This window comes from Vibrio sp. ES.051, from assembly GCF_002563795.1.
Taxonomy (GTDB): Bacteria; Pseudomonadota; Gammaproteobacteria; order Enterobacterales; family Vibrionaceae; genus Vibrio.
The window spans coordinates 268,471-289,251 of record NZ_PDJL01000003.1; the positions used below are offsets into that span (position 1 = coordinate 268,471).

Annotated in this window: 21 protein-coding genes and 1 riboswitch; of the genes, 8 read left to right on the plus strand and 13 right to left on the minus strand. The window is 44.1% G+C overall.

What is annotated here, in order from left to right:
• The first annotated feature begins 333 nt into the window (after nucleotides 1–333).
• The 4 genes from ATG66_RS01915 to ATG66_RS01930 are packed head-to-tail and all read left to right on the plus strand — an operon-like array spanning nucleotide 334 to nucleotide 4,446.
• Nucleotides 334–1,284: a YbgA family protein gene (locus ATG66_RS01915; RefSeq protein WP_098413726.1), complete on the plus strand. Its 951-nt coding sequence runs from the start codon at nucleotides 334–336 to the stop codon at nucleotides 1,282–1,284.
• Nucleotides 1,274–2,077, plus strand: a complete 804-nt coding sequence (locus tag ATG66_RS01920; RefSeq protein ID WP_098413727.1) for a MerR family transcriptional regulator — start codon at nucleotides 1,274–1,276, stop codon at nucleotides 2,075–2,077. Before ATG66_RS01915 ends, ATG66_RS01920 begins: the two co-directional genes overlap by 11 nt.
• A 20-nt stretch (nucleotides 2,078–2,097) precedes the next feature.
• Entirely contained in the window at nucleotides 2,098–3,513 is a 1,416-nt protein-coding gene (gene phrB / locus ATG66_RS01925) for a deoxyribodipyrimidine photo-lyase (protein ID WP_098413728.1), read from the plus strand.
• 6 nt (nucleotides 3,514–3,519) lie between these two features.
• The gene (locus tag ATG66_RS01930; RefSeq protein WP_098413729.1) at nucleotides 3,520–4,446 is read left to right on the plus strand and encodes a L,D-transpeptidase family protein; all 927 of its coding nucleotides are present in this window, start codon (nucleotides 3,520–3,522) and stop codon (nucleotides 4,444–4,446) included.
• 26 nt (nucleotides 4,447–4,472) lie between these two features.
• Here ATG66_RS01930 and ATG66_RS01935 read toward each other — a convergent pair whose 3' ends face one another.
• Entirely contained in the window at nucleotides 4,473–4,727 is a 255-nt protein-coding gene (locus ATG66_RS01935) for an Lpp/OprI family alanine-zipper lipoprotein (RefSeq protein WP_098413730.1), read from the minus strand.
• A 545-nt stretch (nucleotides 4,728–5,272) separates the two neighbouring features.
• Here ATG66_RS01935 and ATG66_RS01940 point away from each other — a divergent pair.
• The 4 genes from ATG66_RS01940 (at nucleotide 5,273) to secF (ending at nucleotide 10,282) form a co-directional block, all read left to right on the plus strand.
• Complete coding sequence (locus ATG66_RS01940; RefSeq protein ID WP_098413731.1) at nucleotides 5,273–6,616, plus strand: DEAD/DEAH box helicase; 1,344 nt, start codon at nucleotides 5,273–5,275, stop codon at nucleotides 6,614–6,616.
• 278 nt (nucleotides 6,617–6,894) lie between these two features.
• Complete coding sequence (locus ATG66_RS01945; protein ID WP_098413732.1) at nucleotides 6,895–7,374, plus strand: hypothetical protein; 480 nt, start codon at nucleotides 6,895–6,897, stop codon at nucleotides 7,372–7,374.
• 164 nt (nucleotides 7,375–7,538) lie between these two features.
• A complete protein-coding gene (gene secD, locus ATG66_RS01950; protein WP_098413733.1) occupies nucleotides 7,539–9,377 on the plus strand; it encodes a protein translocase subunit SecD in 1,839 nt (612 codons plus the stop codon).
• Between the two features lie 2 nt (nucleotides 9,378–9,379).
• Nucleotides 9,380–10,282 carry a protein translocase subunit SecF gene (gene secF, locus ATG66_RS01955; protein WP_098413734.1) on the plus strand — a complete coding sequence of 301 codons (903 nt, stop codon included), beginning with the start codon at nucleotides 9,380–9,382 and terminating at the stop codon, nucleotides 10,280–10,282.
• Between the two features lie 62 nt (nucleotides 10,283–10,344).
• Here the strand turns inward: secF and ATG66_RS01960 are convergent, their stop codons facing one another.
• From ATG66_RS01960 to codB, 12 genes are all read right to left on the minus strand, one after another.
• Nucleotides 10,345–10,611: a hypothetical protein gene (locus tag ATG66_RS01960; RefSeq protein ID WP_098414491.1), complete on the minus strand. Its 267-nt coding sequence runs from the start codon at nucleotides 10,609–10,611 to the stop codon at nucleotides 10,345–10,347.
• Between the two features lie 70 nt (nucleotides 10,612–10,681).
• Nucleotides 10,682–11,302 carry a LysE family translocator gene (locus ATG66_RS01965; RefSeq protein ID WP_098413735.1) on the minus strand — a complete coding sequence of 207 codons (621 nt, stop codon included), beginning with the start codon at nucleotides 11,300–11,302 and terminating at the stop codon, nucleotides 10,682–10,684.
• A 533-nt stretch (nucleotides 11,303–11,835) separates the two neighbouring features.
• Nucleotides 11,836–12,267: a YccF domain-containing protein gene (locus tag ATG66_RS01970; protein ID WP_098413736.1), complete on the minus strand. Its 432-nt coding sequence runs from the start codon at nucleotides 12,265–12,267 to the stop codon at nucleotides 11,836–11,838.
• 269 nt (nucleotides 12,268–12,536) lie between these two features.
• The gene (locus tag ATG66_RS01975; RefSeq protein WP_098413737.1) at nucleotides 12,537–13,469 is read right to left on the minus strand and encodes a Gfo/Idh/MocA family protein; all 933 of its coding nucleotides are present in this window, start codon (nucleotides 13,467–13,469) and stop codon (nucleotides 12,537–12,539) included.
• Between the two features lie 138 nt (nucleotides 13,470–13,607).
• Nucleotides 13,608–15,260 (minus strand): phosphoethanolamine transferase, encoded by a 1,653-nt coding sequence (locus ATG66_RS01980; RefSeq protein WP_098413738.1) that lies wholly within the window; start codon nucleotides 15,258–15,260, stop codon nucleotides 13,608–13,610.
• A 15-nt stretch (nucleotides 15,261–15,275) separates the two neighbouring features.
• A complete protein-coding gene (locus ATG66_RS01985; RefSeq protein WP_098413739.1) occupies nucleotides 15,276–15,638 on the minus strand; it encodes a diacylglycerol kinase in 363 nt (120 codons plus the stop codon).
• 323 nt (nucleotides 15,639–15,961) lie between these two features.
• Nucleotides 15,962–16,258 carry an isoamylase early set domain-containing protein gene (locus tag ATG66_RS01990; protein WP_098413740.1) on the minus strand — a complete coding sequence of 99 codons (297 nt, stop codon included), beginning with the start codon at nucleotides 16,256–16,258 and terminating at the stop codon, nucleotides 15,962–15,964.
• A 228-nt stretch (nucleotides 16,259–16,486) separates the two neighbouring features.
• Nucleotides 16,487–16,930: a DUF3429 domain-containing protein gene (locus ATG66_RS01995; RefSeq protein WP_098413741.1), complete on the minus strand. Its 444-nt coding sequence runs from the start codon at nucleotides 16,928–16,930 to the stop codon at nucleotides 16,487–16,489.
• Nucleotides 16,931–16,940: 10 nt separating this feature from the next.
• Nucleotides 16,941–17,486, minus strand: coding sequence for a glutathione peroxidase (locus ATG66_RS02000; protein ID WP_098413742.1), 546 nt, complete (start codon nucleotides 17,484–17,486; stop codon nucleotides 16,941–16,943).
• 108 nt (nucleotides 17,487–17,594) lie between these two features.
• Nucleotides 17,595–18,251 carry a 3,4-dihydroxy-2-butanone-4-phosphate synthase gene (ribB, locus tag ATG66_RS02005; RefSeq protein WP_098413743.1) on the minus strand — a complete coding sequence of 219 codons (657 nt, stop codon included), beginning with the start codon at nucleotides 18,249–18,251 and terminating at the stop codon, nucleotides 17,595–17,597.
• 112 nt (nucleotides 18,252–18,363) lie between these two features.
• A riboswitch (FMN riboswitch) is annotated at nucleotides 18,364–18,505 on the minus strand.
• A gap of 108 nt (nucleotides 18,506–18,613) precedes the next feature.
• Nucleotides 18,614–19,231, minus strand: coding sequence for a PGAP1-like alpha/beta domain-containing protein (locus ATG66_RS02010; RefSeq protein ID WP_098413744.1), 618 nt, complete (start codon nucleotides 19,229–19,231; stop codon nucleotides 18,614–18,616).
• A gap of 229 nt (nucleotides 19,232–19,460) precedes the next feature.
• A complete protein-coding gene (gene codB / locus ATG66_RS02015; protein WP_098413745.1) occupies nucleotides 19,461–20,702 on the minus strand; it encodes a cytosine permease in 1,242 nt (413 codons plus the stop codon).
• Between the last annotated feature and the right edge of the window lie 79 nt (nucleotides 20,703–20,781).

Sequence of the window (20,781 nt, forward strand, 5' to 3'; positions counted from 1 at the left end):
TGTTGAACTTGTCAGTTTTCATTGAGGCAATCATATCGGGACGTATAGAGAGTCCTTGAGAGATTAGTCACAAAAACCACGCTTTTAGAAATTATAACACCCATTGATAACCAAATCTGTTGAAAGCAAAAAGGCAATCGATTTGCTTTTGGGCGATTTGTTGACTATGCACACAAAAACGATATTAAAAAAATCAAAAAGTTTTAAGAAACCGGGGAGAAAAAGCGATTCTAAGAAAATAAAACGATTAAATTGTACAATTAATTTTCTTGTACAATCTCAATTGACTTGCTATAAGTTATACAACAAAACATTTTGTATAGGGGTGTCATCATGGAATCTTCAATCAAGGTAGGTATCAGTTCTTGCGTATTGGGAGAGCGTGTTCGTTTTGATTCGGGCCACAAAGTCAGCAACTTTGTGACCAAAGAGCTTAGTCCGTATTTTGACTTTGTTTCGGTATGCCCAGAAGTTGGCGTTGGAATGCCTGTACCGCGTCCAACGATTCGTTTGATTTCCAATGAAGAACGCGTGGCGTTAGTCGAGACTAAAAACCCCGATAATGACCATACTGACAATATGCTTGCCTACTCTGACAATAAAGTAGATGAGCTGCAAAGCGAGCAATTGTGCGGTTATATTGTTTGTGCCAAATCGCCAACCTGCGGCATGGAACGAGTCAAGGTTTACAGCAAGAATAGTGCAGCGAAAGAAGGTGTAGGACTGTACACCCAAACCCTAATGCAGAAAATGCCTTGGCTGCCCGTCGAAGAAGATGGCCGTCTTAACGACCCTGTATTGAAAGAGAATTTTATTAGTCGAGTATTTTGTCTTAATGATTTTTATAATTCGATGTCTGCAGAACCGACTCGAGGTAAGCTTATCGACTTCCATTCACGGTATAAATTGACGCTGATGGCTCATCACCCTGAGTCTTACCGCTCGCTTGGTAAATTGGTGGCAAATGTCGCCAATTATGAAATCGACGAATTTTATAGAGAATATCGCTTAGGGTTGATGAAAGCGTTAGCTAATCGCGCTAGCCGAAAAAACAACACGAATGTACTGATGCACCTGCAAGGGTACTTTAAACGTTCTTTAACCAAAGAAGAAAAAGAAGAGCTAGCCACGGTCATTCATGATTACCGTACTGGTACCTTACCGCTGTTAGCCCCTCTGACATTAATTAAACACTATTTAAATACTTACCCTGATGAGTATTTAGCAAAACAGAAATTTTTAGAACCGTATCCGCAGGAGATGAGATTACGTTATGGTTTGTAGTTCAGAAGAAAAACTATACGCGATCCGAGATGTCGCAGAAATCACGGGTGTTAAGCCCGTAACGTTGAGAGCATGGCAGAGAAGGTACAATCTGATTCAACCTCAGCGAACTGAAAAAGGACATCGACTCTACCGACAGCAAGATCTCGACACCATTTGTGAAGTCCAGAGTTGGCTCGCGAAAGGGATCGCGATTGGGAAAGTGAAAGGGTTGTTGGGTAAAAGCGCTGATGTTGAAATGAGTACAGAAACACGCACTCTTGAAGAAGTTGGAACAATGCTTTTCGCACTGTCGAAGTTGAATCGAGGAAAGACAGAGAGCTTACTCGCATCGGTGTTAAAAGAGTACCCACTAAAACTCGTGATTGAGCAGTTTATTAATCCTATCTTTGATGCTCTAGAGATGGTGAAAGGCTCATTGCGTTCTTTGGAGATGGGGTTATTTCAAACTTGTCTTATTACTCGACTCGCGCTGGTGGTGGAGTCGGAAAACAAAGCGGCGTCAAAGGGGAAGTGTTTACTGATCAGTTTTGAACAAAATAGAGAGGCGGAGAGCTGGATTCAAGCTGCCCAGTTATGCGAGCAGGGATATCACACAACATTGATAGATAAAGTCGACGATGTATCCGGATTGGTAGAGCATGAGGCTGTGAATGACTATCAATTGGTTTATTTACTTTCTAATAAAGCACTTCCTGCAAAACAAGTCGAATCAATAAAAGCGCTTCTCGCACGGTTAGCAGAGCGAGTTCAGTACTCTGAGGTGATTGAGAAACTTCACCTGACAGAATAAAGCAAAAGGAAGGAGACACCATGATTTTAGTCTGGTTTAGACGTGATTTACGAACGTTGGACCACACCGCACTGAAGGCTGCCCTAGATTCAGGACAGCCTGTTGTCGCTTGTTTTATCGCTACGCCAGAGCAATGGCGAGAGCATCATATGGCGCCGATGCAGGCCGACCTGATCGCTCGTCGACTCGCGTGCCTTAACCAAGAGTTGGCTAGTCTCAATATTCCTTTGTTGTACAAAGAAGTGCCTACATTCTCTGACTGCACAAAAGTGATTTGTGAATGGACAAAATCATTCGGCATCACGTCGGTCATGGCGAATATTCACTATGAAGTCAATGAACGAGCGCTCGATACGCAGGTGACGGAAGCGTTAAACAATCACAATGTTGGCTTTGAGCTGTTTCACGACAAATGTGTGCATGCACCCACGACGGTTCTTAATAAACAAGGTGAGTACTTCAAGGTGTTCACGCCTTTTAAGCGTGCATGGTTAAAGCAGTTTCAACGGCTTGCTGTTGCAAAACCTTACGCGCAAAAGGAATTAAATTCAAAAACCTTGGAGCAGTTAGAGCTGTATCGATTTAATTCAGAGTTCACATTCAGCTATCCCAGAGAATCCAGTGATCATTGGTTGGCTTCCACCAATGATATTTTAACGCAGTTAAGAACATTCGTTCGTGAGCGAAGTGATTCGTACCAAAGTGAGCGTGATTTTCCTGCTATCGAAGGAACCAGTCAGCTTTCTCCTTACCTTGCGATAGGGGCATTGTCTCCGAGGCAGTGTATAGCTAGGCTGTACGCCGAAAACCCACAGAATGACCTCACGGAAGGTAAATCAACGTGGTTGAGTGAAATCATTTGGCGTGAGTTCTATCAACATTTACTGGTGTTTGAGCCAAAGCTAGTAAAAGGAAAAGGCTTTATTGGTTGGGAAGAGCACATTCAATGGTCTTACGATGAAAAAGCTTTCGAACGGTGGAAAACAGGAAAAACAGGGTACCCTATAGTCGATGCAGCGATGCGTCAGTTAAACCAGACTGGTTGGATGCATAATCGCTTACGTATGGTGGTAGCGAGTTTTTTAACGAAAGATCTGCACATTGATTGGCGTTGGGGAGAAGCTTACTTCATGAGTAAGTTGGTCGATGGCGACTTTGCTGCAAACAATGGTGGCTGGCAGTGGTCGGCATCAACGGGTTGTGATGGGCAGCCTTATTTCCGTATTTTTAACCCGATAAGCCAAGGTGAGAAGTTTGATTCTGATGGTCGATTCGTACGTTATTGGGTCCCGGAAATCACAAGTGTTCCGAACAAATACATTCATAAGCCTTGGACTTGGGAAGGATTTTCTTTACTGGAATATCACAAGCCGATGGTTGATCACAAGACAGCAAGAGAGATAACCTTACGGCTGTTTAAAAGCGCCAAGGAATAGAGTGAAATGCTTAGCAAAAAGCGATCAATGAGCTTCGCGAAACGAAGCCTGTTATTTGTGTCGTTGTCTCTCGTGAGTGGGTCGTCATTTGCTAAAATGTACGAACTACCAGAGGACGGCAGTCGTTTAATTGGTCGTATTGAAAATCATGTAGTGCAAGAGGGCGAAACCATGGCCAATATCGCCAAGCGCTATGATGTGGGCATGCTAGGCTTAATGGCCGCTAATAAAGGTGTGGACCCATTCCTACCTCAAGAAGGGCATGTGCTTACTATCCCAACTCAACTCATTCTTCCTAATGTTCCTCACCAAGGCATTATCATTAATTTAGCCGAGTTACGATTGTATTACTTCCCGCCAGAAGAAAATATCGTACACGTATTTCCCGTCGGGATTGGGCGGATTGGGCGTGATACACCAGTCATGATGACGCGTGTAAGTCAAAAGCGGCCGAACCCGACATGGACGCCGCCATCCTCTATTCGTGCTGAATACAAAGCTAAAGGCATCGACCTTCCAACGGTGGTACCTGCTGGACCTGACAACCCTCTCGGTATGTTTGCTCTGCGTTTAGCTTACGGTCATGGTGAGTACCTTATTCACGGCACTAACAAAGACTTTGGTATCGGCATGCGAGTCAGCGCTGGCTGTATCCGTATGGAGCCTGGAGATATCGAATGGCTGTTCGAAAAAGTGCGTCACGGGGAAGAGGTAAATATCATCAACCAACCAGTGAAAGTGACACTGGAACCAGACAGAAGTGTATTTGTTGAAGCGCATGAGCCATTAACTCGCAGCAATGGTGAGAAAGATCACCTACAGGTACCTAAAGAGTTAAGGTGGTGGCTAGACGAGTTTGGAAGGAATAATGTGAAAGCGAAGGCGGCAATTGCTGCTCAGAATGGAGTACCAATCGAAATAACCGCGCCTTAACAAGTGTTAAGACGCGGTATTCAGTCTTACTTAGTATAAGACTGGGCGATATTGTCAATACGCTCGTTCGCACGCTCTGCTTCTTCTTGAGCTGCCATTGCTGCTGCACCTGATTTTTGAACGTCAGATTGAAGAGATTGTACATCTTGGCTTAGTTGGCTAACTTGGTTGCTTAGTTCGTCTAGTTTTGCTGCATTTGCTGTTACTGCTTCATCAGAAGAAGCACAACCTGCGAGTAGAAATACTGAAGTTGCTGCAGCTGCGATCAACGTTTTGTTCATATAAGAACTCCTTGCTTATAGTGAAAGTCCCACTACTAACGATTATTTATACAGTAGCGAGGTTGAATTATGGGTACATTTTATCAGTATATGGTGTAGCAAAAGTCAAAAAAATCCAAGAATTTCATGGAGTACCTGACGTTAACTTTTACCTGAGCATAACAAACGAAAGTGATTTGTCTTCCCTTTTGCCAACACAACAGCTTATAACAGGTGTTTTGCCACGTTCCTGATATCAATAATTTAGACGATATTGGCCCAAATGAAAGTTTCTAGCCTCAAATAGCTGTAAATCGCACAATTTTTAAGGTTTGATCGGCGTTTTGACGAGCATTACTTTATTGGTTGATGACTAAGCTAACAGTACTGAAGGGATTTGTTGTTTGTTACTGAGACGCAGGTTTTCTCTTATTTTCACTACGATGAATTAGTTTGTGTGATCTCTATCTATACTCCTACGATTTGCGGTATTATATCGCGCTTTTATTTTTTGCTGCGTTAGAGCGGAAACGACACTACAGAGCGCTCAGACGCTGACTGATTTATTGGAGAACACTTTGCAATTTAAAGATCTCGGCCTAGACAACCGATTGTTGAAGAACCTAAAACACTACGATTTTAAAAAAGCGACTGAAATTCAACAGCAGGCGATCCCTGTTTCGATCGCAGGCAAGGATCTATTGGCATCGTCGAAAACGGGTTCGGGCAAGACTTTGGCTTTTGTATTGCCAATGCTTCACAAGTCTCTAAAGAATAAATCGTTTTCTGCCAAAGACCCACGCGCAGTGATCCTTGCTCCAACTCGTGAACTTGCGAAGCAGGTGTATGGCGAGCTTCGTTCAATGCTGGCTGGACTGTCTTACGAGGCTGCGTTAATCGTGGGTGGTGAGAACTTTAACGACCAAGTGAAAGCGTTGCGTCGTTACCCTAAATTTATCGTGGCGACCCCTGGGCGTTTGGCGGATCATTTGGAGCATCGCTCGTTGTTTCTAGACGGTTTGGAAACGCTGATTCTTGATGAAGCCGATCGCATGTTGGATTTAGGGTTTGCGCCGGAGCTTCGTCGTATCCATAAAGCGGCTAAGCATCGTCGTCGTCAGACATTAATGTTCTCAGCAACGCTTGATCATGGGGACGTTAATGATATTGCATCTGAAATGCTGAATAACCCGAAACGCATTGCCATCGGGGTTTCTCACGAAGTACCAACAGATATCACGCAAAAGTTCTATCTTTGCGATCATTTGGATCACAAAGAAGCGATCTTAGAACGTGTTATTGAAGAAGCTGAATATCGTCAGATCATCATTTTTACGGCAACTCGTGACGATACCGAGCGTCTCACCACGAAGCTGAACGAGAAAAAACTCAAGGCGGTGGCGTTGAGTGGTAGTCTAAACCAGACGCAACGTAATACCATCATGAGCCAATTTGAGCGTGCGGTATTTAAAATTCTTGTCACTACGGACGTTGCGTCTCGTGGTTTGGATATCTCAAAAGTAACGCATGTTATCAACTTCGATATGCCTAAGCATACAGAAGAATATGTGCACCGTATTGGTCGTACGGGTCGTGCTGGCAATAAAGGTGATGCGGTTTCTCTTGTTGGTCCAAAAGACTGGGAGAGTTTTAAACGTGTGGAAGCATACTTACAACAAGATCTGACTTTCTCTGAATTTGAAGATCTGAAAGGTAAGTTTAAAGGCCTGAGACCACGTAAGCCTGATTTACGTAGCAAAAAGAACCCGACGAAAAAAGCACGTCCTCAAGAGAAAAAGGCAGCGAAGAAACCGGTTAAGCGCGATAAGAGCTTCTATAAAAACGTATCTGTGGGTGATGATGTTTTCATCCCAAAGAAGAAGCCGGCGGCACCAAACTCAGAAGATTAACCTCTCCTCTGTTTTAATAACCTGACGCTATTTGTTAAAAATCCGAGTATTCGTACTCGGGTTTATTTTATTGTTGGCATCACTCTGAAACGGTTGCTTAATTAGGTTCTAAAAATGAAGTCAATCACATGTCTATGACTTGCATTCGCTGCATTGGCTTTGGTGAGACTGTTTCCGTGGAATAACACATGACTTTTTCGTTGTGCAGCATACTTATTAGGAATATTATTAATGCGTTGAGTGAGTGATCTCAACTCGTTCAGGGTTAGTGAGTTCTTATGTCTCAGATTTGCTTGAAAAAATTGCTTTTTATGCTGCTTACGATGGTGTTGCTACCAGCGCATGTTTTTGCTGCGAAAATAGATCAGAAAGCGCATTTACCTTACTTTTCTAAGCTGCAACCATTTGTTACGAGTATTGCTTTTGCAAATACCTCAATCGATTTTTCTGAGGTCTCAGAAGAAACGACGCAGTCTCCGGTTTCTGAAAGTCATGCAAGACTCGATACGCTAGCCCTATTTAACACTCAACGTTGGGTTTCTCACTTACGTGAAGGCCTCGATGATGAGCATGTTGACGTTGTTGGCGATCTAAACACGCCTTTCTATGCTGACGCAGGTTATGCCTACAGCCTGATGGATATCAATAGGCGTCAAAACCAGTCCACTTTTTATCATTTCACAAGCGGTCATCGCATTTCTGGTTGGAAAGAGACCAACGCAATGTACGTTGCACTCAATAGTCAGTTTTCTGCCTAAACACCATCTATTTGCACCATTGTGCACTCTTAACACGACGATTGTATTCGACAGGGCGTATCCGTCCTGAGTATTTCATACCCTGAATTTATTCTGGGGGCATCTGTCGTGTGTTAAGCCTTGTTATTAAAAGCTTCACTTAGTAGTGAAGGGATGATGTTTACATGAAAAAAACACCAAAACAGCAAAAGAACAGAAAGCTGATGAATCACTACTCAGCTTGGAAATATGTCGTATTAATCACGACGGTCATTATCTTAACGTTAAGCGCGATTCCGACTTGGTTCGGTGAGCAACCATCAGTCCAGTTGACGTTTTCAAACCAAAACAGCAGTGAAATGTCGGTTGTTCAGTTAAACCAACTATTGAAAACCAATCACATCTCAGCAGACAAAATCATCGAAAAAGATGGCCAAACGACCATTGTATTCGATGATGAAAATGCGCAAAGCAAAGCTCGTGCGTTACTAAACAAAGAGCTAAATAAAGAAGACAGCATTACCTTCTCATATGTGTCTGTTGCTCCAGAATGGCTGAATGAGATGGGTTTTAGCCCAATCAAACTCGGCCTTGACCTTCGCGGTGGGGTACAGTTCCTCTTGAATGTCGACGTAAATAAAGCATTTGAGGAGCAACGTAATGCTTTGATCGATGAGATCAAAGCAAGCCTACGAGATCAGCGCGTGCGTGGTGTACAAATTCGCGCAGAAAGTGGTAACCGCATTGCGGTAAACAGTGAGAGTGATACCGCCCTAGCTGAAGTCAATCAATTCTTGCGTCAAAACTATCCAGGTTGGGTGGTGAAAAGCTCATCTCGCGGCTTTGTTCTTGAGCCAAGTGAGCAGAATATTCAAGAGTTCCAATCAACGACATTGCAACAAAACTTAAAAATTATGCGTGGTCGTATTGAAGAGCTAGGCATTACGGAAGCATTAGTTCAGCGTCAGGGTAAAGACAGCATTCGTATTGAGCTCCCAGGTGTACAAGACCCAGCACAAGCGAAAAACGTTATTGGTGCCACTGCGAGTTTGGCATTCTACGAAGTGAAAGAGGCAGGCCAAGCGCGAAGCGGCCAAGATCTTGTGCTGAAAGATAACGATGGCCGAACTGTTATTCTGGAGAAACGACCAGTCCTAACGGGTGAGCACATTGTTAACGCTCGTGCAGGCGTCGACAATATGGGGATGTCAGAAGTTAACATCTCGCTTGACCACGCGGGCGGTAAAAAGATGAGTGATTTCTCTGCCACGCATATTGGCAAGCCAATGGCGACGGTTTATCGCGAATACAAGACAAACGACCGTGGCGTAACAGAGCGCAGCGAGCGCGTTATTAGCGTTGCGACTATTCAATCTCAACTTGGTAGCCAATTCCGTATTACCGGCGCTGGCAGCATGGACGAAGCGCAGCAGTTAGCGCTATTACTTCGTGCGGGTTCGCTAACCGCGCCGGTTACCATCGTAGAAGAGCGCACTATTGGTGCTTCTTTGGGGGCTGAAAACATTGAAAATGGCTTTGCGGCACTTGCTTTAGGTATGGGGTTAACACTGACCTTTATGGCGCTTTGGTACCGCCGCTTAGGTTGGGTGGCGAACGTGGCGCTTTGTGCCAACATGCTTTGTTTGCTGGGCTTAATTGCCTTGTTACCAGGTGCGGTGCTAACGCTGCCAGGTATTGCCGGGTTGGTGTTAACCGTCGGTATGGCAGTGGACACCAACGTGATTATCTTCGAGCGTATTAAGGACAAAATGCGTGAAGGCCGCAGTTTCGCTCAAGCGATTGATCTGGGCTTTGATAGCGCGTTCTCGACCATCCTTGATGCCAACATTACTACCATGATCACCGCCGTGATTTTATACGCCATCGGTAACGGTCCCATCCAAGGCTTTGCCTTAACACTCGGATTAGGTTTGTTAACCAGTATGTTTACAGGCGTATTTGCCTCTCGAGCAATGATCAATTTAATTTGGGGCCGAGATGCCCGTCGTGATGTGAGGGTTTAATCATGGTCGAAATGCTAAAACAAAATATTCGTAAAATTCGCTATTTCACTACGCTAGTTTCCATCGTTTTGACGGTGATCGCACTGGTTGCTCTAGGCTTTAAAGGGTTGAACCTAGGCTTGGATTTCACTGGTGGTATGGTGACAGAAGTGAAAGTCGATAAGCCGTTAACCAACCACGATCTGCTTGATGCACTGCAACCAAAACTTGGTGAATCAACCTCTGTCACCCGCACAGGTGAAGATGGTCGTTGGCTTATTCGTTACTCCGCCCCAGAAGAAGGACAAACTCTGCCAAGTGTGGAAGAGGTATTAAAGCCAGTTTCACATCAAGTTGATGTCGTCAGCAGCAGTATTGTTGGTGCTCAAGTTGGTCAGGATTTGTTTGAGCAAGGCGGTTTAGCACTATTGATTTGTGTGCTGAGCATTCTTGGTTACTTGTGTTTCCGTTTTGAGTGGCGATTAGCGAGCGGTTCTATATTTGCTCTGGCTCATGACGTAATTGTCGTTCTTGGCTTCTTTGCTGTTACCCAGATGGAGTTCAACTTAACGGTTTTTGCTGCCGTGTTGGCAATTTTAGGCTACTCATTGAATGATTCGATCATCATTGCAGACCGAATCCGTGAGCTACTGATCGCGAAACAAAGTTGGGAAATGGAAGACATCAATGACCAAGCTGTCATCGCGACATTCTCTAGAACGATGGTGACTTCAGGCACAACACTGATTACTGTTGGTGCATTATGGATGATGGGCGGAGCACCGCTAGCGGGTTTCTCAACCGCGATGTTTATTGGTGTGCTATCCGGTACATGGTCGTCCATTTCCATTGGTACCGTATTGCCAGAGCGGTTCAAACTCGAACCGAAGCATTACTTGCCTGTTGAGATTGATACCGCGCCGTAATGCGAGGTGCTGAAGGTAAAAAAGTAAAACGCCACTCAGTTTGAGTGGCGTTTTACTTTGTGCTATTTCACACGCATCAAGCGGTGTTTGACGTGACCTAAATCGAACTCAATGATTTGAGAGCGCTTCATGGATTCAACCAGGCGCAGCATAGATGCGTGATAACCTTTCTTTTTCATCCATTGCAATGGCTCAGAAAAGCTGTCCTCGTTTACGATGTAAGATTCACCTTTGTGTTCTCCGGCATAAACGTTTACGACCCAAACCCGGGTCTGAAAGTCTAATGCTTCACTTATGTTTTGCGTGATTTTTCTTAGGATATTTTTCATCATTTTCATCATTTTCATCATTTTCATCATTTTCATCATTTTCATCATTTTCATCATTTTCAGCGTTGCTTTAGCTCAGTAATAGCCAAACACCAACTCCCATCATTAAAGTGCCCGCGATACGGTTCATCAGGCGTACATTCTTTGATTGACCCAACACGCGTTTCAACCCTTTACCACCCGTGGCGTAAAGAGACATACAAATGAACTCAAAAAGAAGAATGATGGAGACAAGCACGATCAGCTGTGGAGCAAGAGCCGCATTTTGGTCGATAAAAGGCGGCAGCAGAGAAATCATAAATGCCCAGCCTTTTGGGTTTGCGATAGCGGTAACGAAGCCTTGCATGATGAGCGCGACATTGCCACTTTTGGGTGTCTCCAAAGTATCGACATTTATTGCCAACTTACCTCGAGATCGCCACATTTCTACACCAAGGTAGAGTAAGTAGCCGCCACCAATAAACTTTAGTGCGATAAACATCCAAGGATAGTTGAGCATGATCGCTGCGATCCCTAGTACAGCCGAGACTGAAACCAGCGCGACACCGACCAGTTCACCAATCATCATCCATAATGTGCGGCGATAGCCGATACTCATGCCTAGCGTTAAAGCGAGCGTCATGCACATCCCAGGGGTGATGGAAACGAAAAAGAAAGTAGGGATGAACATACTAAGTAATGCAAAATTCATAGGTATTTTGGAATTAGTAATTAAAGATAGCTCACAAAGATAGTGCAAAGCGAAGAAGGATGCTACTACAAAGAGAGAGGATATTTCAGTTGAGTGCGGTATAAGTTTTGACGGCAGTTTTATGGATTGAAGAGCATCATCGTCAACCTTTTTCTTTACTGGCCCTTAATTGAAACACAACAAAAAGAACGCATGGTTTTATTTTCTTAATTGCTCTTTCTGCCAATGACCGTTCATTTGTCTACACTTATAGTTCGGCTTTTCGTAAACATATTGTGAAAACGCAGGTAAACGACCAGCATTTGGGTTGAAGCGATGATGGTACAATCAAACCATTTGATTGCTTATTAATCACAAAAGAGTGGAAATTAATAAAAGAGAAAAGATAGTGCTGGGTTAAGAATACAATTCAAACCACAAAAGGTGACGGTATGAACATGGAATCAACCATTATTGAATATACTGTGGCAATTATAGGCTTACTTATGACAGGCGTGACCCTCTGAGCAAAACAGCCCAGAGGGTAGAAAGCGTTATCGATTAATGTTGTAGCGAGCCGCTGCGGCTTCTTCTGACGAGATAACCGTTTTACCAATCGGCGCGAGAGAAATTACCGCAAGTTTCAAGTGTTGGAGCGCAAATGGAATACCGATTATCGTGACAAAACACGCTGCGGCGGAGAGCACATGACCGACAGCCAGCCAAATGCCTGCAAACACAAACCAAATTACGTTACCTATCACACCAAGAGGGCTAGTGCCAATGTCCATCTCGTTGGACAATTCATCACGCGAAATGGCTTCTTTGCCGAATGGGAAAAAAGAAAAGTTACCCATAACGATACAAGCGCGTCCCCATGGTATTCCGATGATGCTGATGAACGCTAGGATACCGAAAAACCACCATAGCAATCCCATAAACACGCCACCAAATACAAACCAGATGATGTTGCCGAGTGTTCTCATTCTATTTCCTACTTCTAATATGTGATGATGTATCATGCGAATGCCACTCCTAAATAGGAGCGAGCAGCAATTCTAACCTCAAATTTTGAGCAGCTTAATCGCTTTAAGCTTAACAGAATATGAATGTTTTCAATCAAAGTTTACAGTGAGATTGAGGTATCTAAAACCTTGCACTCCAAACTTGATACCTTCAGGTTCTTCATTTTTAACTCGTGGTTAGTATAGGAAAGGAACCCGTGTTTAGCGCCAATAAAATAAGCCGAATCCAGTCAAACTTTGATCGCTTTCTCGACATAGTGATAAATCCGCTGAGCAAGTTGGTGGCTGGCAATATTGCGGTGTACGACTTCACTGGCGAGTGTCCCGGATTGAATGATGTCAAACCAATCGAGCAACATCGAGTGGAAACCTTTGCCTGTGAGCATTGGCGTCCAGTCTTTCAAGTTAACTTTTTGCTCTTGGTTGTTTTGCCATCGCTTACCTTCAACAAAAGAATCAAACTCGACTGCTGTGTTGGAGTAACAAGCTTGAACGCGCTCTGTTGTCATACCGAAGTGGCGGTTCATTGAAGCATGTAGCAGGGTCTCGCCTTGTTGCCACTGAATATCCAAACGCGCTAATTGGTTGCCATCAAACTGATGCGTAATATATGCATCTTGCAAATCGGCTTTGGCGGTTACGTTCACGCTATCGAGCGGATGGATAAAGTCATCAAAAATAAAGGTACGAATATCCCCCGGCAGTTGGTGTCGATTTTTTTCCCAACGTAATGATTTCAAGCCAGAGATATTACCTTGCTGTACCCCCTGCATATGTTGGTTATACAGCGGGATATGACGGCGATTGAACCCGACGTACAGCGGTTGATTTACTCGCGCCGCGATATCGTAAAGCTTTTCTACGGCTTCTGCACTGTCAGCCAATGGCTTATCAACAAAGGTGGGAATGCCTTGGAGTAAAAAATATTCCGCGATTTGAAAGTGGACGCTTGTCGCAGCATGGATCATCACCGCATCCACACCGAAGCCAACGAGCTGTGGGTACTCTTGGCAGGTTTCAGTGATACGATATTGCTGCGCGAGTGTCTTAAGCGTGTCTGAATTGCGAGTGCATAATACCAGTTCAATATTGGGAAGTTGCGTGATAACAGGAAGGTACGCTTTCTGAGCAATGTCTCCCAAGCCAATGATGCCTATTTTCATCTTGGTCCTTATGTTTCGATGTGTGGATAGCAGATTGGTATTATAACGCTCCATGAAGTGATTAGTTTAAATGTCTGTGTATAAAAAAGCCTGACTCACATTTTGGTTCAGGCTTTTTGTTTTCGTTCAGAAAAAAGTTTAGGCAGATCGGCAGGTCTTAAATAGGTCAAGGTGCGCGTCATAGGCATTGGTGACGATATCCATAACCCCGAGTAAAGAGTGGAATACATTGTCGTGGGAATAGTTACCGCGATTCTTCGCTTCTTGACGTAAACAGTTGGTATCGAGATGTTTCGCGTGTTTAAAACCCGGCGACATCCACATTATCAGTGGGATACGCTTCTGAACATCCGGTGCAAGGGCATAAGGCATACCATGTAAGAACATGCCATTTTCGCCTAAGGATTCACCGTGATCTGAAACGTAAATCAAGGCGGTGTTGTATTTTTCTTCTAACGCTTTGAGCTTGTTGATGGTTTGTTCCAACACAAAATCGGTGTAACGAATCGTATTGTCGTAAGAATTTTCTATTTGCTCCCGACTGCAGTTTTCAATGTCAGCCCGAGGACAGTCGGGCTGGAAGAATGCTTTGTCTTTAGGGTAACGCTGAAAGTAAGTTGGACCGTGGCTACCAATTAGGTGCAGGGCAATGACGCGGTTGCCTTTCATATTCGCAAGTTCTTGGTCAAAGCCATCCAATAATGCCATGTCGTAACAGGTTTGCCCGTTACACAACCGATTCTGTTGTTTTCTGTCTATTTCAATTTTTTTGATCTGATGAGCGACAGCTTTGTCACCACCGTCATTTTCTTTCCAAATGAGATCAACCCCAGCTCGCTGCATGATATCGAGAGCATTGTCTTGGTTATCGGCTGTGGTTCGATCAAATTCGCTACGGGTGAGCTGAGAAAACATACAAGGAACCGATACCGAGGTTGCTGTGCCGCAAGATGCGACATCTTGAAAAGAAATGACATCCAGCTGGGTTGTGTAGGGATTGGTTTCACGCGGATAGCCATTTAATTGGTAGTTCTGCGTTCTAGCCGTTTCTCCCACCATAAAGACAAGTAAAGTCGGTTTATTTTGCGCTTGCTGTAACGCCGTGTCTGATTGCTTTGCGTTTAGTCCTATCTCACGGTAGGGCTCTGGTGTGGTGAAATATTTTTCCTTTATGTATCCAGTGGCGCTGTAAACGTACTGTGTAGGGATTATGAGCTTTTTGAGATAGCTGTTGTTGCGGCCAACGGACGCGTAATCCTGATAATACAAGCTGGCGATGACCGTAATTACCGCAAGAGAAGCCAACATAGAAACGAACTTAGTCAAAGAGAAGCGCAACAACTGTGTACGTTGTGATGTCAGTTTAACGTTGAAAGTGAGAAAGGCTGGGAGCACGCCCATCACCATTATCCATATTAGGGAGTCGGCACTGAGATAGGAACTGGCCTCGCTAGAGTCGGTTTCAGCAATGTTGGCAATCATTCCTGAGTCGAAAAGCGTGCCATAGTGGTAACTCGCATAACTGACGATACTTGAAGTGATGAGTAAGACAATAAAAAATGGCTTTCCGACCCATGGCCAGCTAAATAAACTAAAAATAAAGTTGAGCGCGGCGATAAAAAAAATTGGTATCGTCATGATAAATCCCACCTTGACGTTATCTAAGCGAGAGAAAATATCGACAAGATCTTTGTAAATAGGGATATTAACGACGAGTGCAAAATACAACGCCAATAGGAAAGTAAAGGTAACGTAAGAGAGACCTTTCTGCTGCAAATCATGTGTCTTCATAATTAGTATCTTGAATCAAAACGAGAGTAAAAACGAAGCCCAAATAAAAAGGGCGAGAAATAACGCAACAAAGACTGCTGAAGAGCCGATATCTTTGGCTCTTCCACTGAGCTCGTGCCAGTCATCACCGACACGGTCGACAACCGCTTCTATGGCTGAATTAATGAGCTCGACAATTAAGATTAGTAATAAACTGCTGATCATCAGCACTCTTTCTAACGCGGTAACAGGGAAGAAGAATGCGCAAACAGAAAGCACAAAGGTCAGTATCAACTCTTGTCTGAAAGCCGCTTCATGTCTCCACGCTGCTTTCAACCCCTGAAGAGAGTATCCGGTCGCAGCCATGACTCGGCGTATACCTGTTTTATCTGGCTTCAAAATAGAACCTTAATAATCAATATGAGAGTATTTCGTGGGTGAACCAAACGGCTATTGGAGATTAATTGGTACTGCGTGAAACATTTGTGAATAACAGATATGACGGTGAAACATGAAATAAGGGTTTCAAAATGAACGGGCAATCGACGTCATTCATATTGATAAGAGAGTGCACAGAGGGGAAAAGATAAACAATGTTATTTTTGCATGGTCGTTTGAGTTTATTTGGGTATCGTTATCCGGATAAGGCTCATCAGAAAAAAAAGGCGCATTATGTGCGCCTCAAGAAGGTATGAATGAGTACAAATAAGTAGCTACGGGTTTTATTCAGCCGTGGAAACGACACTGTTGTCGCTACCAAAAGTGTTAGGTACGTAAGCGTCAGCTTGTGGATCGTTGTCCCATTTTGCTTCGTTGAATAAGTAGCGGAACTCAATATGTTGTTCCTTGGGTAAACGTGTTTTAAATTTAAACTGACCACTTTTCTTTACGAGTTTCATTGGTTCCGGTTGCCAGTTATTAAAATCCCCCGCAATTTGAACTGATTCCCACTGTTTTTTGTCTAGCTCGAAAGTAACTTCAACTTCATCTTTCGTTTTAAAGAATCTCTTTTTCAGCATTGATCTTTCCTTGTTCGTGCAAAAATTGTTCTAACCATTGTTCGGGATTTATAATTACTCGGGTTTTAGAATGATTTCAAGTTTTATCGCATTAACGCTGGTATAGAATAAAGAAAACATTTTAATAATTAATGGCTTACTTATCTTTACGCTTGTATGGAAAAGGGTTGAGTATTATCGATCGTCGACGATTGCGACAATAATAGCCACAGGCATGGACAGATGAGGTCATACAAAAAGCGCCAAGCCATGCATTAGGAGCACACCCAAGGTCAACTTGCTTCTCATTCCCTGATAGCCTTTTGGCTCGGACTCATGCTCTACTTTTCTGGTCAGTTTTTCTGCGTACCAAACCGCAACGTACCCAGAGACTAGGAGTAGGATTGCCACTGCATCATGATTGTGTGCTTGTAATAATGATCCCCACGCGAGTAAAACAAATAAGTTACTCAGCACTAACACATTGCGACTGAGACGATGGTAATAATGATCGATGCCGTTGCCCCAAAGAATACCGGACAAAAAGCTCAAGATGACCGCACTGTAAGTGATAAAAAGCTGTTGACCACTTAAGTTGAACAATGTCTTGTCTGTAGCGATCAGCAACAAACTAAACACGAATGGTACTAAACCTAAATAGCCGAGTTGTAGCATGGTTGAGCGTGTTGTCATGGTCGATACTCTACATTTGTTGCTCTATCATATTGGTAAGCGTAGTACTAGTTGGTGATGTTGAGCTCGGAAAAGTCGCGATTACTTTGCCCTCAGGGTTGATAAGAAACTTGTAAAAATTCCACCTGGGAGTAATGCCCGCTTGAGTAGTGATCTCGGTAAACACAGGGTTTGCATCCGAACCTAAAACAGAAGAGCGAGCCATCATAGGGAAGGTGACGCCATAATCGAGGTAACAAACTTTTGCTGTATTGCCTTCACTCCCTTTATCTTGTTTAAAGTCATTACTCGGGAAACCAACGACGACAAAGTTTTGATGCTTGTATGTCTGATACAGCACTTCTAATTGCTCGAATTGTGGAGTAAAGCCACATTGACTGGCGGTGTTGACAACTAATAGTGTTTTGCCTTTGAAGCTTTCGCATAAGTCAATTTCTTCTATGGAATTAAGTAGCCTTTGCTTACCTTGAAGAATATCTGGACAAGTTGAAGCAAAGGTGAGGGGACCCACCCCGATTAATCCTACAGCAATGAAATGGGTGAATATTCCTTTCATGTTAGCGCTCCTTCGTTTTTACTCAGTATAACTACTCATCAATAGAATAATTCGATCAAAAAAGCCGCACAATATAGGTGCGGCTTCATTCAGTATGAATATTTGGTACTACGCGAGCTTTAATTCAACTTGGTTACGGTAAGTCACCATGTCTTCAATGGTTAAAACGGGCATGTTGTGACGTCGGCCAAACGCGATAATTTCAGGGGTTTTCGCCATCGTACCATCAGGGTTGGTGACCTCACACAGTACGCCAGCAGGTTGTAACCCTGCCATTTGCATCAAATCAATCGTGCCTTCTGTATGGCCGCGGCGAGTCATGACGCCACCAAGGCGAGCGCGGAGAGGAAATACGTGACCCGGACGAGCAAGGTCTTCTGGCTTTGCATTCGGGTTTGCTGCCGTTTTTATCGTGGTAACGCGATCAGCCGCAGAAACGCCTGTTGTCACACCAACTTTCGCTTCAATTGACACGGTAAATGCGGTTTGGTTTGCGCTGTTATTGTTTATCACCATCGGCGGTAGTTCCAGTTTATCTGCCTGAGCATCCGTAAGGCACAAACAAACGATACCACTGCATTCGCGGATCATCAGCGCCATTTGTTGGTCAGTAAGATGCTCGACGGAATAAATAATGTCGCCTTCATTCTCGCGATCTTCATCATCAAGAAGAAGTACACCGCGACCTTGTTGTAATGCAATGAGTGCGTTTTCAACGCGAGTGATAGGCTCGCCAAATTCGGCAAGTAGTGATGACTGATTCATGGTTAACTCCTAACTAATACCAGAATCAGGGCGGTATGAGAGATCGGCATAAATGCGATCCAAAAAGAAGCGCACCAGAGCGGCTCAACAATGTGAGTCAGTATTGGCGTATTCTTATTCTCTTTCATCCGGACTATAACCGTCGGCTCTGGCCTCTCACCAGATCTGCTGACCTCGACGAATCGAGCGCTCGCGGGCTGACTCAAAAAGAGTATACCGCCGGTGGGGAATTTCGCCCCGCCCTGAGAACAATTAATAAAATGCGCCACTTCACCTTTAGTCGGAGGGGAAGTGGCGTTGGGATAATACTGCTAACTGAATAACTTGGAAAGCGGATTTAAATAGTACAACGGAAAAGTGTGCTATCGACGGAAATAACCAGTGCGGATGAAGTGGTCTATCTGCTCAGGAACAAATGTATTGTAGATGAGGCTGGTATGGGTTTGTTTGACTTCAATATGGTCTTGCATACCCTCTAATCGAGTTTCTTCAACCGTGACGGTACCATCAGACATTGTATTATCATCACGAATTAACAACGGACGAGCGCCGATTGGAACCGTGCCAGCAATGCTACCAAGCTTTTGAGGGAACGCCCATTTGTCTTGATGTTTGTTTAAGCCGTGATTGGGAGAATTACCCAAAATAGCCCCTAGTCCAAGGTTTTGAATTCGATCAACAATTGATGCACCTTTTAGGGGAGAGCCAATCGCAATAACGTGAGAAATGAGCTTGGTGGTTGGCTTTCTACTGGCAAGATATCGTTTGATCATCAAGCCGCCCAAACTGTGCCCAACCAGAACATTGGTTGTCAGCGGGTTGAGTGCTTGATCAATAGAGTTGAACAATGCCGCTTCGTTAATTGATACCGTGTTGTAACTCAACACGTGAGTTTCATAGCCGAGTTTACGTAGCTTCTGACTAAGAGGCTGCATGACCAACCCATGCATATAAAGACCATGTAATATGATGACTTTCATAATGACCCTAGATGTATGATGTTCTCATAATCCTACTCCATATTGAACGTAACTACTTGTCTTTTATCCGTAACTGACGCATATCAATAACTGGAGCACCACTTTCTATTGAAACGAACAATAGGGGATCTGGTTGCCTGTTTACTACACGTTAATTGACCATCTTAAATTAAAAATTTGTGGGCGATATTTCGTGGCGTTGACGTATCGCGCGTTGTGCGTGACGCGGTCACATAAATTCCTGTGTAGCCTGTGTCTTTCTATTAAGCAGAGGATTAAGAATCAGGAAGCTGATAGTTGCGGCAAGGACCGAGTTGATAGGAACAATGCCCGGTAGGGAGAGTCCACTCCCTACCCCCACTACCACGGAGGTAATGCCAGCCCAGTTTACGGTTGGAAATTGAGTGGATTCAAAATTGGCGTAACGTTTACGGTTCATTAAGAAATCCGCAATGATCACGCCTCCAATCGGCGGAATAGCAAGCGAGAGAAACGTTAACCATTCTACAAAGTTGTTGTATAACCACAGCGCGCATAATGTGCTGACCAAGCCGCTGGCCATTGATATGTATTTGCTTGGAAACCTCGTGATGTTGGAGAAACCAAGACTCGATGCGTATAGCGCGTTATCGTTTGTTGTCCAGATATTTAATCCCAAGACAATGACCGCTGGAATGAATAAGCCCTGTGCTAGCATGACTTCCGATATGTCTGACTGACCAGTTACTGACGCACCAACAGCACCGAAGAGAAACATTAACGTGTTGCCAATAAAGAAGGCGATCATAGTGATCATTACTGCCCCCTTTGGTTTTTTAGCGAAACGAACAAAATCAGCGGTCAAAGTCCCTGCGCTAATGAATGACCCGACGACCATCGCAAGCGCAACAGAAAAGTCTAACGGTTCGGTTGGCTGAGCTTTTTGTAGTTCGGCAATGCCGCCAATGCTATTGACTGCCTCAACCATAGAGTAACCACCGAGTAGGGCAATAGTGGGAACGGCAATCGCAGACAAGATCATAAGAGCGGAGATCCCAAAGTAAACCGTTGAAGTCATCAGCATGCCAGAAACGATGATCAGCGTATCGGTGTTAATTCCGGTCGCTTTATGCACTGAAACTGAAAATATGGCAACGCCAACACCAAACCAACCCACTAGAGTCGCGCCAAGCAATGCGGAAGGAAGCCAAGAACCTTTAGAACCAAAAGAGAAACGAGCAAGAAGATGAGTGGAAAGACCAGTGGATGCGCCAATGTAACCGAGGAAAGAAGTGTAAATACCGAGGATTAGATTACCAATGAGAACCGCGAGGAAAAAGTCATTAAAAGAGAGTCCAGTGCCGAGTGAACCGCCCGTCCACATACTTGCAGAGAAAAAGGTGAGTCCTAACATCACCATAGTGAGTGAAGCCATGCCCTTTCTCGCTGAATTGGGAACTGGTTTAAGACTGTAGTTATTGTCTCCAGCCATTACTACCTCCGCAAAGCCAATAAAATATTCAATTATTGCGCCTGATTTCAAGTAAACGGCGCGTATTATGGTTATATAA